The organism is Clostridium sp. AF32-7AC, assembly GCF_003477925.1.
Lineage (GTDB): Bacteria > Bacillota > Clostridia > Lachnospirales > Lachnospiraceae > Otoolea > Otoolea fessa.
The window spans coordinates 174,379-193,300 of record NZ_QUEG01000003.1; the positions used below are offsets into that span (position 1 = coordinate 174,379).

The 18,922-nt window shown below is 33.2% G+C and carries 11 protein-coding genes; all 11 read right to left on the reverse strand.

The annotated features are described in order from the left end of the window. Nucleotides 1-738: 738 nt before the first annotated feature. Nucleotides 739-6,540, reverse strand: a complete 5,802-nt coding sequence (locus DWZ45_RS06495; protein ID WP_118468213.1) for a serine protease — start codon at nt 6,538-6,540, stop codon at nt 739-741. A gap of 13 nt (nt 6,541-6,553) precedes the next feature. Then, nucleotides 6,554-7,756, reverse strand: a complete 1,203-nt coding sequence (locus DWZ45_RS06500) for an MBL fold metallo-hydrolase (protein WP_118468214.1) — start codon at nt 7,754-7,756, stop codon at nt 6,554-6,556. Between the two features lie 319 nt (nt 7,757-8,075). After that, nucleotides 8,076-8,540: a hypothetical protein gene (locus DWZ45_RS06505; protein WP_227589622.1), complete on the reverse strand. Its 465-nt coding sequence runs from the start codon at nt 8,538-8,540 to the stop codon at nt 8,076-8,078. Nucleotides 8,541-8,564: 24 nt separating this feature from the next. After that, complete coding sequence (locus DWZ45_RS14650) at nt 8,565-8,759, reverse strand: hypothetical protein (protein WP_227589621.1); 195 nt, start codon at nt 8,757-8,759, stop codon at nt 8,565-8,567. A gap of 1 nt (nt 8,760) precedes the next feature. Next, nucleotides 8,761-9,162, reverse strand: coding sequence for an ATPase (locus DWZ45_RS06510; protein ID WP_118468216.1), 402 nt, complete (start codon nt 9,160-9,162; stop codon nt 8,761-8,763). Then, nucleotides 9,152-9,604, reverse strand: a complete 453-nt coding sequence (locus DWZ45_RS06515) for a DUF4869 domain-containing protein (RefSeq protein ID WP_118468218.1) — start codon at nt 9,602-9,604, stop codon at nt 9,152-9,154. Before DWZ45_RS06515 ends, DWZ45_RS06510 begins: the two co-directional genes overlap by 11 nt. 52 nt (nt 9,605-9,656) lie before the next feature. Continuing rightward, nucleotides 9,657-12,407, reverse strand: coding sequence for an ATP-dependent RecD-like DNA helicase (locus tag DWZ45_RS06520; protein ID WP_118468220.1), 2,751 nt, complete (start codon nt 12,405-12,407; stop codon nt 9,657-9,659). A 29-nt stretch (nt 12,408-12,436) separates the two neighbouring features. After that, a complete protein-coding gene (locus DWZ45_RS06525) occupies nt 12,437-15,874 on the reverse strand; it encodes an HsdR family type I site-specific deoxyribonuclease (RefSeq protein WP_118468222.1) in 3,438 nt (1,145 codons plus the stop codon). A gap of 3 nt (nt 15,875-15,877) precedes the next feature. After that, a complete protein-coding gene (locus DWZ45_RS06530; protein ID WP_118468224.1) occupies nt 15,878-17,017 on the reverse strand; it encodes a restriction endonuclease subunit S in 1,140 nt (379 codons plus the stop codon). Then, complete coding sequence (locus DWZ45_RS06535) at nt 17,004-18,611, reverse strand: N-6 DNA methylase (protein WP_118468226.1); 1,608 nt, start codon at nt 18,609-18,611, stop codon at nt 17,004-17,006. The genes DWZ45_RS06530 and DWZ45_RS06535 overlap by 14 nt, the downstream gene beginning before the upstream one ends. A gap of 1 nt (nt 18,612) precedes the next feature. After that, a complete protein-coding gene (locus tag DWZ45_RS06540; protein ID WP_118468228.1) occupies nt 18,613-18,834 on the reverse strand; it encodes a helix-turn-helix transcriptional regulator in 222 nt (73 codons plus the stop codon). Between the last annotated feature and the right edge of the window lie 88 nt (nt 18,835-18,922).

Below are 18,922 nucleotides of genomic sequence, written 5' to 3' on the forward strand. Positions count from 1 at the left end.
CCCTTAGCTATGAGTTTTATACCCACAGCTAAGGGCTTTTTAGATAAATATGGATTTATTTGTTGCACAACCACCTGTCAATCATTCTCTAACCCTAAAACCACTGGATTACAAGAATAATGGCTCTCATGCAACCGTTATCAAATTGTTATCAAAAGACTTTTAAAAGTGCTGCAAACCCGCATAAACGCTGGATTTACTAAACATTTTTGTTTATTCAAACTCAATATGTCCCAGGTCGCACTTAACTTATTTTGTTTAAGTTTTAGTCTTATATGGGGCATATTTATATATCAATTACACTATTTATTTTGACCTACTGAATGGTTGTTGCCAAACTGTTGCCACGAGGATATTATAGTGTGGATGAGGATGAAATGCAACTGAATTATTTAGAAATTATCTGTTATCTTTACCCATTGGTATGACGTTAATGCAAAAGCATTATCACCAATTTTCGCCTTAAACCTATTGAATTAAATAGATTTAGAATTAGAATTATTCGTTTACTATCACATGCTAAACAAATCCGCTAGCATTCCTATATCAATCAAGGTCAGCGTCAAGACATCTTCTTCATATGTAAAGCTTGCTTCACACCGCTTACACGGCAAGATCTTGACAAATGAAGCCAATATAAGTTTATGTCACCTAAGCAGAATTAAGTTGGTTTCTAACATCCGGAATATCGGTTTCCAATTTTCCAGAATTGTGGTTTCTTGAATCAAGAATATTCATTTACCTTTGTAAACTTATCTTTTCAATAATTTTTCTCATCCTTATTCCTTGTTCGAAACTAAAACCCGTAATACATCTTCGAAGTATATACATCGAGCTCCTTGACAGTTCAATATGAATACCTTGATTTAAAATTTCCTCCCATAATTCAAGATAGCTATTAACAATTTGATTTGGCTTTTCTTTATTTACAACACACACATAATACTCCATAACACTTAGGAGTTCCTTTTCCTCATCTACTCCTTCTTTTTCTTTTTTACAATGTTCTATTATCCATTCTTTTATTAACAATAAATATGTTTGTAAATCCTCGCCTTCAAAAAAATACATTTTTTTACAAATACTTACTATCTCATTACCACTTGCATGTTGTAAATTGGTTAAACTAAAATACTCAGTTATCTCTTGTTCTATTCCAGCTTTTTCTTCTTGTGAGATGACATTATTTTTAAAATTATCAAGGAATCCCATACTATCATTTAGCTGTAACAACCAATTTGACAATTCTTGTAAAGTATACTTTAGCCTCTTGCTTTCATTTAATTGAGTAATTTGTGTTAGTACAATATCTGAAAAATAATTTGCAACAACAAGAGAATCTTTTTCTGTAAAAGTCAAATAAGTCTCACTTCTCCTAAAATAATTATATATGTATATAATCAATTGACAAAATATATTAAGGACATTTTTGTCACTATCTTGTAACCATTGATTCCCCCTTTTAAATACATCATCCTCTGAATTATTCGCTAGTACATTCTCAAATAATTCTATACTATCCGGAAATAAATCTTCTATGGAAAACAATTGAGTTTCATTTTCCAACATATAACGAATGATGTATACAATATAATCTTCTCTCGATTTTATTTCTGACACAACCTTATCAACTATCTCTCCCCAATTTTTGCGATTTAGATTTCTCTGGCATTCTTTCATATCTAAATCCGTAATAAAGCTACTCAGAGAGAGCAATCCTTTTGTTCTCAACAGAGCATCTTGACAGAGTAACATTGCTTGATCAATTCTAAAGTAATATATTCTCTTATTTCTAGCATCGTCAATGTATTCAATCCTAAACCCTTGGTGAAACAACTCATTTACAATGAATGTTATTGTATATTCTCTCTTCGTTGTTTCGTTTGTTCTTATGATACTACAATCAATTCCCTGTTTCATTGCATCCTCAAGCCATTGATTAAAATGTTCTCGTAGAATAAAATCTTTTTCTCCTAAATAAACAAAATTATCCTCAAATTTTTCTATTATTGGTGCTATTGATGCATTTTTTCTGATCAGATTTCTATAGTATTCTGGCATATCAGCTGTTACAGATAAAACTAACATTCCAATCCCAATATCTTTATATGGAGTGCCACTTTCATGTCTATATACTTCACTTATAAGATTAGCTAATGATTGTATTAGTCTATCCTCTAAACCATTTTTCCATTGATTATTTTTGCTAAACCAGTTAAATAACCAACTATAATATTCTTTCCTATATGAATTACCCGGAATTTCACAAAAACCTGAAAACAAGAAATTTGAAAGTTCTAACTCATAATAATTTTGATTACCACTGTCAACACTCTCGTTCATCACTGTGCGATATGAAAAGACAGAATAATTAGCTAATAACCAATCTGATACTTGGCATTTCCATAACTCACCTCGTTCAGTACACCATACATATTTCATAAGCTTTGTTAATTCTCTTTGCAGGTTATACATGTATCCGGCAGATTCTGGCATTACACCCTGATGTATCATATCATCATCTAATTTGCTTTCTGATGCCGTTATATAAACCAAATAATCACACATTATAGAGAGTTCTTCTGGAATCTCTTGACTAACATCCTTTCCATCTGGCACTTGTTCCAATAACAATTTCATATATTCAAATGGCGGAACAATATATGCATAACCTTCATTAAACATTTGTGTAATAACATTAATATACTTCTCATCCGAAATAATTCTTTGCTCATGTAGTAACTCTACAATATCAGTAACGGAATAGATAAAACAATCATTAAAATTATTGTAACTATTTGCCCATCTATCATCACAAACAAGTATATGGCTATTTAAAGATGCATAGTGAAATAAATCCAGAAAATCATTAGTAAATATTTCATTCTTTCTTTTATGTTCATCTTCGTAGAAGCCATAATAACCAATATATCCAGCTTCTTTATTCTCTTGAATATCGTTTTTTAAATCTTCCAAAAAAACATAAGCTTCCTTTGCCAATTCGACTCGCTTCATTTCACTCTCAATATTATCAAAAATATTGCTAATTACATGAATATTACATTTATGCGAAATAACTGACACTCCATCCATTTCGAACATTTCTCGCAAAAAATTTTCACCAACTAAAATAGGCAACTTTCCATTATAGCCAACAAGTGTATCAATTAATTCATTTCCTTCTCTTAGTTTTCTACCTCCCTTATATTTATTTTTAAATTCACTATTAATATCTCCTCTCTTTTCTAAAATGGCTAATAATTCATAGGGCGAAATAACATCATTTCTCATTTCGTCTGTTATTTTATATGACTCTTCTAATAAATCAGATATAAAATTATCAGAAACTAAAATCAAATTATTACACTTTGCAAGCTCATACGGAACAATATCACCCAGATTAATTCCAGTTTCAACCCAGTTTTTCAAATCGTTTTGTGAAGGTAATTCAATGTAATTAAGCGTTTTTCTTCTCCATGTAGCCACCATTTTTTCCTTTGCTGCTAACATATCAGGTTGACTTGGCAAACATTTATTTTGTTCTGAAGCAATAATATTGCTAATATTTCCCGATATAACTATTGGGTTCCAACACGATTTAATATCATCTAATATCTCAAAATGTTTCAAATGAATTAACGAAGAGAAATCAATAGTTATTGCTTGTCCCAATGTTTTCTTTATTTCTTCAATTGAAGCATGATGCCCTCCGAACGTTGTTAATAACAATTGTTTTCCTACTGAATTATTAATATTGTTACTCCATAACTGCTGACAATACAATGTATAACTAGCATTCCCTGAGTGGTCAAAGAATAAGTGATATGGGAATTGACACTTCATATACATTTCATATCGTTTTTTACTTTCTTCCTCAACTTTCTCAATCCATTCCTTAGCTTCTTTAAAAGTCAATGTTCTAAAGCAATCCACTTTGTCTAAAGCTTGTAGTTTAACAAATAATTTGGATGCACTATCACTCTTTCCAATTGAATAGAGGAAATTCATTGCCCACATCATTACATTAGGATCGTTATCCGATTGTATCAACGCTTTTTTTACATATTTCTCAGACTCGCTAACACTAATTCTTTTATTGAATTCCGCATACATCTGATATACTTCAACATTTTTTATTCCCTTTTTAATGCCGTCTCTTAAAGTGTAAATTGCCTCTTGTTCCTGAACATTCAAATAATAACATTCCGCCAGCAAAAAAAGTATTTTAGGAGACACTTCTTTACTCCATAAGTTTTCACCTTTTTCTATCGCTTCACTATATTTTCTCAAAATTTTAAGTGCCTGAACTTCATAAAACAAGACCTCTTTTGTAAGACATTCTTCCTGTCCAGATTTTCTAAGCTCGCATACCTTATTCAAACATTCTTCTTGTCTATTTTGTAATGCAAGATATCTTACTATTTTTATGTTTGCCATAGGATTATGAAATTTTTTTAACCAATCGTTGCAATAATATTCAGCATTCTTCCAATCCTGATTTTTTTCATAACAATTAATAAGATTTATCAAATCTATTTCTAGATTTGTTTGCTGATATAATGACAATGCATGATTTATGAGCTTTTCATTTTCCCCAAGCGCCTCTAAAATCATTCCGTCAATTCTCTCTTTTGTAGTTAAATCCATGTCGAATTTATCTAAACTATCTTGCATTTGGCTCAACTCTTTTGAATCATCACAGCATCGTACCGCCAGTTCAAACCAATGACTCATCATGTGCATCTCTTCAAATTTAAAACGATACTCTTTTAACTTTTTATATGCTGACACATAATCCTTTTTGTTCATGAACAAATACACACAAGAAATCATTGATTCAATATTGTTTCCTTTTTTTTGAACAATCTCTGTTGGGTTAAAATCTTTTCTAAGTGGTATTTCCTTTCCAGTAACGCAAAAGAAAATAACTGCTTGACACTGATATGGTTCTAATTCCATTAGTTTAGAGGCAATTTTATAACCTTCTTCTCTATATTCATCAGATATCGAAAGTGTATTCAACCATACAGCTAATATCTGTTTCTGTAATTCCGTGTTTTCTGCAATTTCAGCCAGTTCATATGCTTTTTGATATAAAGACACTATTTCATCGACTTTTTGCTTCAATTCGCTATTTAGCAAAAGCATTGAATTTACATACATAGAAGGCAACAGACTATCTCCATATATCATATTTGACGGAAGTAACTCCCAATACAAAATTACTCCTTCCATCATAATATGAAGTGGCATATCCTTATCTTCTTCATTTGCCTTCTTCATATACTGATGCGCTAATGCATAATCTCCGTCCAAGATACATATTAAGGACATCAAATAGTAAGTCCCATCATTAGCCAAGTGTTTACTACTTTCAAAAACTTCATACGCATCTTCAATTTCGATATTATATACACATAGTTGTATGTATGTATTTAATATAGATACATTATCAATTGGATAGAGCTCTTTCTTGACTTCAACAACATTTCCCTCTTTAAAGAGTTTTTTCGCATTATAATTTCTACAATCATAATCCGGGTTTATTTCCAAAGCTTTCTTGATATATTTTTGTGCATTGCCACTATCCTCATAATCATCAAGATACCAACATGCTTGTAAATAATATAAACGTGATAGCATTTTAGATGGTTTACTTTTACTTCCTCTCACCATCGCTGTCAACTCTCGCAATTCATCCCAGGCCTTTTTTATATTGCCCTTATTCTTAATTGAGAAAATACTTTTCAATTTAATTTCAATTGATTTTTCATAATCTTCAATAGCACCATCTAATTCACAGTAATCCGCAACGTATTTTTCTTTGTAATTCTTTTTTCTTTCATCATAATAACAACCATCTTCACGATACTCCTTTGGTTGTTGCATCTTTCTTAATTCATCTTGTAATTCCGCGTACTTTATTGATAAATACTGAATTCTAACATTGTCGAGCAAATTTTGTATTCTTTTAATACTAATCATTTTTACATCGACAGCTTTTCGGTTATTACCTATTGATTCTATTCCCTGCTCAATCAATATTCCTATCACATTGTTTCTATAAACAACTGGACTTCCAGACATTCCTGCAAAGTTTTCTATTCGAATTTTAGGATCAATTACTAACGTCACATCACCATCATTGACTACATTTTCACTCAAATAGTCATTGATAAATATATTAATAGGATATCCCTCATCCCCTTTTACATGAGGATATCCATACGCTATAAGTTTTTCTTCTTGACTAATGTGATCTTCATAACAAGATATACCCAATGGTTCAATTTGAATTTCATTATCCAATCTTAAAACTGATACAGGATAATCTTCTTCATATGATACAATAGATGCCTTTATATTTATTTCATCTTGACCAGGAATATTTTTAAAGGCAAGTTTTATATCCTCTCCATTTTCAATTGCATCCTCAACACAATGTGTCATCGTTAGTGCTAATATGTTGCTAATTAGAAATGCTGTACCTTGTTCTTTTCCACAGATGAGTAAAGCTACAGCAGATTTTAAATTATCCATTTCAGTTCACCTTCTACAGATATATTTTCTGCCCTTCCCCTAAATAAACAAACTCTATATCATTCATTCCATAAATTTTCTTTTCAAAATCTGCAACTTTGTCAATTTTATAATTAAAATATATTCTCTTAACATACTCTGTTCTCTTACATGCAATCTTTGCCAATGTTTCTATATCAGGATGATTATACTTTTCTGAATTTGTTGAAACCAAATATGTATCGGATTCTATACATTCAACAAAATCATCACTAATATTATTTGCGGAACCATGATGTGGTAATTTTACTAATGAATACCCCCTGTCTTCTTGTGATAAATACTCTAGAACATCATCAGCTATATTGTCCGCCAAAAACAAGAGCTTCTTATTTCTATATCTAATTATTACTGAAATAGAAGACCTATTCGTAATAGAATTATCTTCACTCATTGGTTCCCTAGAAATTTCTTCAATAGTCATTTCTTCTGTATTATGGTTCGAGTAACATATCTTTTCATTATTTCCATTTCCATCTGTTGGCATACAACGACAATAGTATTCGAAAGCGTCATCAAATAACTTATCTTCCGAAAATACAAATGAGTATTTTGATTTCTTTAAATCTATCTTCCATTTCTTACCAAGTTTCTCTAAGTCAGAAATATTGGGTTTTAATACTGATATAAAACATTCTTTTCCAAACTGATAATTTATTCCATTATTAATGATAGCCTGCCCTTCAGATTGTTCATTCCAATGATAGTAGCCTTCAAATATTAACCCAGCAAGTGTTGTTCCCTGTATTGCACTAATCGGACTACTCTTACCAACATTGTAATTTAAGGAAACTTCCCCATTAGCAATAATCTTATTCAATATATTTTTTTCAGATTTACCTAACGTCTGATTTTTATCAAACTGTAAATGCCTGTAACTATTATGCCATATATTTTTAATTCTGATTATTTTGGAATCCATATCTGAGCCATTTTCCTTAAGCAGCTCAATTATTCCTCCTATATGATCGTTATCAATATGTGTAACAATTAATAAGTCAATTTCCTTTCCTTCATTTCTTAACTGTATCAAACGAGTTTTTAAATAATTTCTATATGTCTCTGCAGTTCCACCATCTATAAGTATATGTATATCTTCTTTTTCAATTGTAATTAATATACAGTCCCCCTCATTCGCTGGTAATACTTCTATTTCTATTTCACTTTTCTTATACATATATAAATTTCCTCTAGATAATAATCACATGAAATGCAATATCTCATACTTGCAAACAAATACTACAATCCGTGTAATTACTATTGTTGCTATAATTTGTTTCACTTTATATTGATGTATTGACTCTAATCTTCTTTATAAAGTATACCTCCATATATATCAAATTAAAAACTTCAGTCTTCTTCCATAGATAGTGACAAAGCTCCCCCTCTGCACTCTTTTCAATGCTTCATAAAGAAGGTACTTCTCTGATTTCATTGCATCTTCTTTTGTTACTGGACCCAAAATCAAAACTACATTTTTCAAAGTACGCCTATCATCAACAACTACTACAGATAGCCTTTATTTTCCTCTGTACTTCCTCCGACTCTATCAACGCCCTCATCTTCTCACTTCCATCCTCAACCTCTGGCTTTCCACACCTAAGACTATCCATATGTTCAGATACACAACAATCCTTATACCAGCATTCACCCATAAGCTGCCCCTTAACAGACCACTTCTCGTTTTGTATAAATTCACCTACCAACGTTTTCATCACTCGTTCTGTAGAATATCTCTTAAATCCAAACAAATACTGCATTGTCTTCTGATTCTCAATCTTCGACAAATCTATTCTGTGATCTTCTATTGCTGCAAGAATATCTTCGCGCATTTTTATCTTATCCGTCTTACCGGTTCCAGTCCAAGACACCAACTTATCGAATGCCAATATAAAGTATTCAAAGCAAATCATATCAAGAATAATAATCTTTGCTTCTGACTTTTCCACTAATTGTTTCAACTGGCGATACTTATTTCCAATATCCTAATTATCTGGCACATAGTCAAATGCTATGTAATATTCATCTTCTTCCTTTGCATTCAATGATGTCAAGGAATACAAGACGCCTTGGTTACTCTCTTTACTTTCAACTACAAGTGCATTATCAAAGAAAAGCTGATTGACTAACTTCCAGAAGTGGAGTCCAGCACCTGTGTCCTCTGTCCATAAATACTTCATATCACAACTCCTCTTCTAAAGTAATCCTATTACTCTTAAACTTCATTACCTTAAAACTCTTATCTGAGACGTTCAGTCCATCGCAATTTCTTAGGAATAACATATACTGATTCGAAAATTCAAAATTGATGAATCGCCTTACCTCGTCATCCATCAAAATATCAGCATTATCAATAACAACAAAATTGTTTCTGCACTGTTTCAATTTCTCTAATACATCCTCAGATTTATAATTGAATAGTTTAATTGCATTATATTCTTCGGTTTGCTTCAAGTCCTCCAACATGTCATAAAGTACCGTCTTTCCAGTACCACTATCTCCGCCAACAAGAGTAATACGATCTTCGAACACCAAATCATATGAAAAAGGATCTGCTTGAAATGCTATTTTATTATAAATCATTCGCCTCTCTCCTTTCATATTCCTTACTCCACCACGCATTGTATCCAGCACTTCCTGTCACAACATCCGTATCATTAAATCTAATAATTGCATCATCCGGAATATCTGCAAGAGATGGTCGTGACATATAAATCTTTATTTTATCCATGGCAAATATCACCTTAAGCACATTCGGTCCACATTCCTCTACGCACACCACTTTTTCGGGATGCTTTACTATATTGAGCAATGTCTTACATCCAGAAGAAAGATTACGGATAGTTCCCAATCCATACTTGGTTTCTATATGCTTGTCTGGTTTCAATTTTGCATCATCGATTTGCTTAATTAATGCTACTTCATTATCAGACATTTCTTCATTACTTGTATTTAAATTAAAGAATAAATCATTCTTGATAATCCAATCTTTTGTATCCTTTTTTTCTGTGTATATATCAATCATTCGGTGTCACTCCTTTAACAAATTATATTCTTGATTATTTACACTGACTCACTTATGAGGACAATTTATTCTTCAATTTCAATCCAGCATGTCCTGCAAATAATTGTGCCTGCTGCAAGCCTACATTACTTTTTACAAACTTCTCTGCCAGTTTATTCTGTGTTTCTTTACTCATATATATTTTAAGCCTATCTGTTGTCCTTGTAATTGCAGTATAGAAAATATTATGTGATATTCTTTCGTCAACATCCTCTGTAATTACAACCTTCACAGATTCATATTCCAAACCCTGTGCTTTATGTATAGATACCGCATAAGCAATTTGAAATGGTACGATTTCTTCAGAATAATCAGCATCAGAATCACGCTCAACTCGCCTTTTCACATTAAACTCAACAATGGATTTATCATCATAAGCACACTCAACAAGTTTAATACCTGCAAAACCAGCCTCTGTCTTATCAATAACTTTATCAACCAATACTTGAAATACTATTTCATCCGTTTTCTTGTCAATTGATAGTATACGACCTTTCAAATTGTTATATAAGACGTTTCCAAATCTTCTACTCTCATTGAACAAAACTTTATCTCCGATCTTATATGTCCAATTCCCCCATTCAATCGGCTTAGACGGGTTGATTTTCTGCATATATCTATTAATATTATTGACTCCATACAATCCATCATATCCTAAACATAAAATGATTTCCTCATCATCTTTTTCAAAAATAGATTCATTTAAAGTTGATATAAATCCATTTGCTTGTAGTCTTTCAAACATATTTTCATCAAATTTCCTCACGCAAGTCCACATATCAAGCAAAATTGCTTTATCCTTTGCCCTGTACGGAGTTGATAGCTCATAAACAGATTTTTTATCAACAAAATATCTTGCAAAACTAAACCAATTTCCAAACTTTATTGCTTCTATCTGGTATATATCTCCAAGAAGTAAATATGCTTCCGCATTACACTTTTCAAACAGATTAAAAACATCTTCATTACATACTGTACTACACTCGTCCAAAATAACCAGATCATACCTTTTCCAGCTATATCCATTTTTCAAATAGTCATATACTGTGTAGCAATCACAAGAAGAATTTATTCTTCTCTCCAAATTATTTTTCGCAGCATTTGTGTTAGCAAGCAAAAGAATATTCTTATCATCAAATAATTTCGCAATATACTCTGCTACTCTTGTTTTACCTGTTCCTGCTGCACCATAAACCATTCCTAATCTAGAATTTATAAAGATATTTTCTAATATTTTTTGCTTTTCAACATCATCAATTTCATTCATAAATTCTGCTTTGTCTGCAAGCATATCAGAATAACCATCGACAGCTTCCGAAGTATATTGCTGTAACTTTTCTATAACAGATTTGGTTATCTCATAATAATTCTTAACATACAAATGGTTTGTAAATGTCTCAATTTTTCTAAGTTGCTGTTTCGTGCTTTCATACAAGTTTTGATTAAATTTCTCCACCTCATACTGATAATAATCCAATTGATTTTCATCCACCGTTACATATAATGTATTACTATCATATGCTTCTCTATTGACCATTGCCGACACATATTGATGTTCGCAATTATATATCTCTAAACATTTATTCAATCTTGATTTTAGTAAATTATGTCCACATAAACTTGAAGCATACGGCATTTCATCAAATGGTATTGCCTCATTCTTCAGATATAAATACGATAGACGATTATTTGAACGATCCGACAACTGGTCTCTAATTACATCATTCTTCAAATAAGCGGTGATGTATCTTAAAATGTTACTTCCTGGTTTTTCACCAATGATAATCTCTCTTATTTTATCAAAAGTTTCTTCCAATTCAGGTTTCTTACTCAGTTCCACTTGCTGAATATAAATCTCATAGTCCCCCTCATCTGCCAAAAGAATGTCCATCAGATTCATTCCAGTTCTACTAAGAAATTTCATCAATGCTTTGTAATACAAATCATCAGATCTTACTTTAATTTCATATCCACATATTGCAGCTAACTTCTCCAATTCGCACGGACGTATAGAAACATTCCAAGCAATGAGGCACTTTATGTCAATATCAACTCCGTTAAAATCTACATTTGCTTGAGCGAAATCACATTGAATAGAATAATTATCCGGAATATCATTAAATGAATATGCAACAAATCGATCAAATTTAGTTATTTCTTCCTGTGCATATGACAGTGTATATTCAAAAAAGCCTTTTCCATTTACCGTTCGGTATTTTTTCCTTGTAATGTAATATCTATCGTTAGTATGTTTTGTGCCATATTCCAAATGTATACCCTTTAATGCAAAATAAATTTTTTCATAATATGGATCTAATTCAGAATTCTTCTCCTGCGGATACTCGTCGAGATTACTCATCAGAACTAATCCAAACTTTTCTCTCATCTGATCTCTTAACTGATATAATTGAGATAAATAACCATCCATTAAACGAATAGCCCCATCCTCTGCAGGTACATAATGAGATGTCGTAATCTGGAGTGAATGATGTAAATTCCATATATATCCATATTCATTATTCTCTTTGAGCGGTTTCATATATTGGGTATACCATTTATCTTTTCCTCTAATTGGTACTTGTTTATTAGGATTTTCATGAGCATATATACGTGCTGCAATATGTTCTAAATAAGTGCGAAAAAATTGAATTACATAGTCTGCAACTTTTTGAGAATCTTGCAATACTTTATAGTCATCAATTATTCCACAGATTTTTGAATCAATATTATATATACTCTTTTCAATAATATCTATGTAATCCAATTTAACTCCTCCTAGAAATAATACTTCATTTAATCTTTTCCATATTTTGCCGAATCTTCCGCAACCTTCATCACCCTATACTCTGGCTCATATTGATAAATCTTTGCAGAATTATCTACTTCATTTCCTATATCTTCTGTTATGGAATACTCCTCAAAATTCTCCACCTGTTCCATAACTTTATTGAATACTTCCGGACTATACTGTGGTGGATAACCATTCTTCACCAAGCAGATTTTTATATCAAGTTTTAATTGGTTACGAACATTCTGATTATTGAGCCAATCAGCAAATGAGGATTTTGTATCAATAATATCCTTTATCTTCTTAGCTAATGCTTTACATTTATCATTGACTGCAACACCATCTACCTCTTTATCTGTTCCGTACTCAAAGTTATATTGGTCACGCAGAGAAATCAAAATATCATAGAATGCTTTTTCCTCAAATGTTAAGCCAATTTTTCGAAAACTCTCTCTATTTTCGTTCATCTGACGAAGAATAGCTAAAGCCTGTTCCGTTGCAATCTTAATGATATCCTCTGATGCCTTTTCCTGTGTCTCACCGGCTTCTTCAGCAGTAAGATGTTTACGTCTTTCATGATATTCTGCAATCGTCTTTTCCAACATTTCCTGAAATGATTTTGCAGCTAACTGATTAACTTTTCCATATTCCTTAATTTGTTTACGGAGCATTTTCACAAGAAGTTCCAATTTAGTTGCTGGCATTTTGACATCAGATAATTTTTCAAAATATTCCGGAGAAAAAATATCTTCTTCCTCTCCGCTTTCAAGAACACTTTCCACCTGATTATATTTTAATGCTTCTTCAACCATCTTTGAAACTGCACGATTCATCGTATCAGTGTCTACTTCACTTGTTCCGCTCATCTTACGAACAAAACCTGCTATAGCCATAAAGCATTGTGCAAGTGCAGATTCTTCTTCCCCAAGATAACCGGAAGGCTGACAAATATCAAAAGCTGCCCTCATTCGTTTTACTGTCTTTAAAAAATAGGTTTTAAATGAAACCTTCTGAGTCCCCTTATTTCCTTCTGTTTGTAATTTCTGCGTTGATGCAAATACATACTCGGCAGCTTTAGCAAGAAGTCTGTAACGCTCGATAGGAGCACAATCTGGATTTAAGAAAGGTGATAAATCATAATCACTAAACAGCGTTTTTAAAATTTCTAACTCTTCCCTGAACACTGATGTAGCCTGTTCGACATCATCAGATGTAGGTGCAACAGAAGTATCTCCACCATAAACCTTCATTGCTTCACGCATATTGTTGCGAATGCCGATATAGTCAATTACCATACCAAATTGTTTTCCAGGATATTTTCTGTTTACACGACTAATCGTCTGTATCAACAAATGCTTCTTAAGAGGCTTGTCATTATATAAGTATGTAAGACAAGGAACGTCAAAGCCTGTAATCCACATATCTACAACAATAACAATATGGAAGTTTGATTTTTCCTGTTTAAAAGCAGCGTCTAGTTCTTCAGAACGCTTATCATTCTTAACACCGCCCAAATAATTATACATATCTTTTTCATCGTTACTACCAACACTAGACACCATTGCGATAAATGGCATTGGCTTCAATTCTTTCAATTCTTCTTCGGTTACAGCAACTCCGTCAGGTGATTTCTTTTCTTCAAACCATTCTGGATATTTATCCTTGAATTTCTGAAGTAACGCATACGCAATCTTTCTGTTTGAACAAACAACCATTGCTTTCTGTATTCTATCCGGATCACCTGCACAGGAAGAAATATAATGATCATGAATGTCTGTAGCAAGACGTTCTAATCGTGAAGGTTCTCCGAGAATTACCTCCATAGAACTCATTGCTTTTTTACTTGCTTCGATATCCTCATATGTTGCACCATCATTAGCACATTTTTTATAGTAATCTTCAATCTCTTTTACTTTTACTTTATCAAGTAAAACCTTTGCAATACGAGGATGATATTTGATAGAAACAGTCAATCCGTCTGCAACTGCCTGATCCATGGTATATCTATCAATTTCATCACCAAAAGTCTGATAAGTCTCTGCAATAGGAGTACCGGTAAATCCAACAAAAGTAGCCTGTGGGAATGCTTCTTTCAAAACCTTTGCGTATGGCTTTGAAACCATAGCTTTCATATTTTCATCAGCATCCTTGCTGAATTGAATCTTCTTAGAATGTTCAAGCTGAGTTCTGTGTGCTTCATCAGAGAAACATATAATATTCTGTCGGTCATTAATAAGACCGATTTTGTCATCTTCCCGGTCGCAGAACTTCTGAATTGTGCAAATGTAAAAGCCGCCACTTTGCCTTGCGCCAAGTTCCTGTCTTAACTGTGCTCTGTTTTTTACAACAGCTACTTCACCAAGGTTCAAAAATTCCTTACTCTTTGTAAAAAGCTTTGCTCCCTGCTTTTGAAGTTCATCTCGGTCAACAATCAGGATAATTGTCGGTGAGCCGATTTCCGGTATATCTGTACAGCGAAGTGCAAGCTGACGGGCAAGAAAAGCCATAGTATATGTTTTTCCGAATCCTGTCGCACCAAAATATGTTCCACCTTTACCGCTTTTTTGAACAACAGAATTAATAATACTTTGCCTGAGTAATCTTGCAGCAAAAAACTGTGGATAACGACATACAATTTCAACTTCGTCACTATCGTAAATGCTATCTTGAAAATAAATATAATCTCTGAAAATCTCTAAGAATCGCTCAGGTGCATAAACACCCTTTATCATTGTTTCGGTTTCTTCAAAAGGCAAAGTATATACTGCATCACCATCATTCACACGCCTCCATGCATAAAAATGCTCATAAGGAGTATGGACTGTTCCCAGTCTTGTTTTAACACCGTCGGAGATACAAGCCAAAGTACAGTAATGCAAAAGATGTGGAATATCTCTCCAATAGCGGATATTAATTTGCTCCCACGCATCATAAATGGTCGCATTTGCATCCGCAGGATTTTTTAACTCAATAACACACAGTGGCATACCATTTACAAATAAGAGTACATCCGGTCTACGATTTTCTTTCTGACCGTTGTTTGTATATTCCACTGTGAACTGGTTTACTACTCGAAAAATATTCTTATTGCTATCTTTTTTAAAATCGATGAGAGGTATCATCCTTGCAATACCATCTTGAGGTGTAAACTGAATGCCATTAACCATCCAGCCATAAACCTTATGCAAGGTAGCAAAGTCACTTTCGCTTCCGACAAGTCGAACATTATCAAAAATCTGAGTCACCTCATCTTCGGTTAAATCTGGATTTGTATCGACTATGAACTTCTTGAAATCATCAGCAATCAGCACATCTCTCTTGGTTACGCGAGAAATGTTGTTACCAGAAGAATATATCCAGCCCTCAGTCTCCAAAAAACCAATGAAGGCATACTCATATTCCGATTCACAATAGTAACCATTGTATTCTTTTAACCTAGCCATAGATTACGCCTCCTTTGTTTTTCTCGCCTCTTCGATAGAACCCTTAATAAGAATCGGGCAGATATCTTTTATTTGCGCTTTGAGTTTTTCGTTAATCTCTTTACGCGTTATATATGCTTCGTGTATCTCCACAATAGATTTCTGAATCTCCAAATTTGGTATTGGAATCGATACATCTTTCATGTCCTCAAAACTAAATGTTTCTCTTGCACTCCCCCATGAATGAAAACGAGCATAACGATCAAATTCAGCTCTACAAAAGAATAAAAACAAATACTTAGGAAGTAGCTTAGCACTATCAGTTTGCATTACAGTTGATATTGAGGATACCAAATAGTTCTCATCTGACTGATTCAAGGCTAGCGACATTTTATCTGCTCTTCGCGAAGTGTCAGAAATAAAAGCAATCATCCCAGGCTCTACTACTTTATAATTATTCAGAGAAACTCCATCCATATTAGCTTTAGTATTTATAAATTCTTTACTTGTTGCAATTCCTCTTACAGAATCTAAAGTCAGACCACCTCCATTTTTCTGATTAAATTCCTCAATATACGCACCAATAATCTCACAAGGCAATTTTCGTCCTAAATTTTCAATATACGCATCACAAACCAGTTTTAAATCCTCCAACCCACGCTCATAGCTTTGCTGATTTGCAAGCATAGCATTGTAAATGTCAACATACTTTTGCTGAATTGGAAGTGGTGGGAGGTCGATTTCTATATCACACATATCTTCCCAACTAAAAGTTTCTCTTGCAGACCCCCAAGAATTAAATCGTGAATAACGATCAAATTCAGAACGATTAAAAAACATAAATAAATAGTCGGAAAGGAGTAATTCTGGATTACTTACATAAAAAACGGTATATATTGAGGAAATCAAAATATTGCCTTCATTTCTATTAAATGCAACAGCAATCTTATCACCACGCCTTGAGGTATCTGCTACATAAGCAAATTCATTCTCTTTAACTATCTTATACGATGTTAAGCTAACTCCATCCATATTAGCTTTAGTTTCAATGAATTCCTTACCTGTAGAGATTCCCCTAACATCATCAGCCGTATATTCTTCATCGGTATTTCGATTATCACATTGTTCAATCAGTTTCCCAAGTTTATATTTAGTCAATTCCATAACCAATCCCCCTAAATGCATCTTCCAGCATCTGCTGGGATTTCTTTTCCTGCGCCAAAACTTCTTTCATTTCCGCCTGAATACGAGCCATTTCCTTTTCATAATCTATATCCAAATCACGGTCAATAAATTCTATATATTTGCTCGGAGTAAGTGTCCATCCCTTGCTTTCAATCTCATCAATACCCACACTACGACAAAGTTCAGGCACTTCATAATTCGTACCATCAGTGCCTTCGCTCTGCCATGTATGGTATATGTCTGCTGCTCTTTCAATCTGCTCCGTTACCAAACGTACCTTCTTTTTGTTCTCGCCTTTAACTGGGTTTTCCCTCCACTGACGTAAATCCATAAAAAGAATTTCATGTTCACGATTACGAAGATTTCTACCGTGATATTTACCGCCTTTTTTATTCTGATTCAGTATCCAAAAGGTAACACTGATATCAGTAGTAATGAACAATTCTCTAGGAAGAACAATAATAGCTTCCACCTTATCTTTCTGAATTAATTTTTTACGAATTTCTAAAGTGTCACTGTCGTTTAATGCACCATTTGCAAGAAGAAAACCGGCAACTCCGTCAGCTTTCTTCAAATGCGAAAGCATATGCAGAATCCAGGCATAGTTAGCATTACTTTCCGGTGGTGTTACATAGTCTGTCCAACGAGCGTCATTTTTTAAATTGTCGTTATACCAGCCTTTAAGGTTAAATGGGGGATTTGCCATTATATAATTAAAATACAATCCCTTATGCAAGTCATGAGTGAATGAAGAATCAGCTTCATCACCAAGATTATGGCTAATTCCTCGAAGTGCAAGATTCATTTTTGCAAGACGATATGTTGCTGGTTCTTTTTCCTGACCATAAATATTGATGCCATTTAAGTTTCCCTGCTTTGACTTTACAAGTTCAGCACTCTGAATAAACATTCCTCCCGAACCACAGCAAGGGTCATATAAAGTGCCATCATAAGGCTCAATCATAGTTGCAATCAATTGAACCACGTCATGCGGTGTATAGAATTCTCCTTCTTCTTTTGTTGCATTTACTGCAAATTCTTTAAGAAAATATTCGTATACACGACCAATAAGATCCTTCTCTTCGCCAAATGCCTTATGGTTGATTTTGTTTACCTCATCAACAATTTTCTTTATATCATTGGCAGCTAGATTTCGTGCAATAAATGTTCCTTTAACAAAACACCCCTTTAATTGTGAATCTTCTTCCTCGAGTCTTTGCAAAGCAGTATCAAGTGCAACATTTAATCCCGGAGCCGGTGTATTAATGATTGTCGACCATCTTGCTTCTGGTGGTAAATTATATGTTCCATCTGCGAAAGTAGCATCATCAAAAAAGGCTGCTCTTATATTTTCATCTTCCGGGTCTAATCCCTGTTCTATCAGCGTTTGCTTTAACCTTTCAATTCCGTCTTCATACTTTTCTCCAATAAATCTTAAGAATACAAGTGTAAGCATCATATCTCTCTTTTCAAAGAATGAGCCTGAGTTACGTGCCGCACGTAGGTAATCCCTACAATTAAATAAAATACTATCTAAGTTCAATGCTTTTTCAACTGTTTTCTTCTTAGCCATATTACTTTTCTTCCCTTTCCTCATCTGGAACGAATTCCATAATGTCTTGTATCTCACAATGCAATACGTTACATACTTTTTCCAATACTTGTGTACTCACATGTTCATTCTTCCCTAGTTTTGCCAACGCATTTGTTGTAATTCCTGCCTGGTCTCTAAGGTCAACTTTCATCATATTTTCATCTATTAATCGTTTCCATAATTTATTGTATCTGATTGCCATTATTAATCCCTTTCATGACATCACAACTATTTATTACTTCTTTAGTATATCATTTGAATTATTCTATTTCAATCTCAAATTGATTTTT

Excerpts from the sequence above, each read along its gene's own strand:
- DWZ45_RS06495 (WP_118468213.1), bottom strand. The coding sequence starts at position 6,540 with ATGGATAATTTAAAATCTGCTGTAGCTTTACTCATCTGTGGAAAAGAA.
- DWZ45_RS14650 (WP_227589621.1), bottom strand. The coding sequence starts at position 8,759 with ATGAAGTATTTATGGACAGAGGACACAGGTGCTGGACTCCACTTCTGG.
- DWZ45_RS06500 (WP_118468214.1), bottom strand. The coding sequence starts at position 7,756 with ATGTATAAGAAAAGTGAAATAGAAATAGAAGTATTACCAGCGAATGAG.
- DWZ45_RS06535 (WP_118468226.1), bottom strand. The coding sequence starts at position 18,611 with ATGGCTAAGAAGAAAACAGTTGAAAAAGCATTGAACTTAGATAGTATT.
- DWZ45_RS06540 (WP_118468228.1), bottom strand. The coding sequence starts at position 18,834 with ATGGCAATCAGATACAATAAATTATGGAAACGATTAATAGATGAAAAT.
- DWZ45_RS06515 (WP_118468218.1), bottom strand. The coding sequence starts at position 9,604 with ATGATTGATATATACACAGAAAAAAAGGATACAAAAGATTGGATTATC.
- DWZ45_RS06530 (WP_118468224.1), bottom strand. The coding sequence starts at position 17,017 with ATGGAATTGACTAAATATAAACTTGGGAAACTGATTGAACAATGTGAT.
- DWZ45_RS06525 (WP_118468222.1), bottom strand. The coding sequence starts at position 15,874 with ATGGCTAGGTTAAAAGAATACAATGGTTACTATTGTGAATCGGAATAT.
- DWZ45_RS06510 (WP_118468216.1), bottom strand. The coding sequence starts at position 9,162 with ATGATTTATAATAAAATAGCATTTCAAGCAGATCCTTTTTCATATGAT.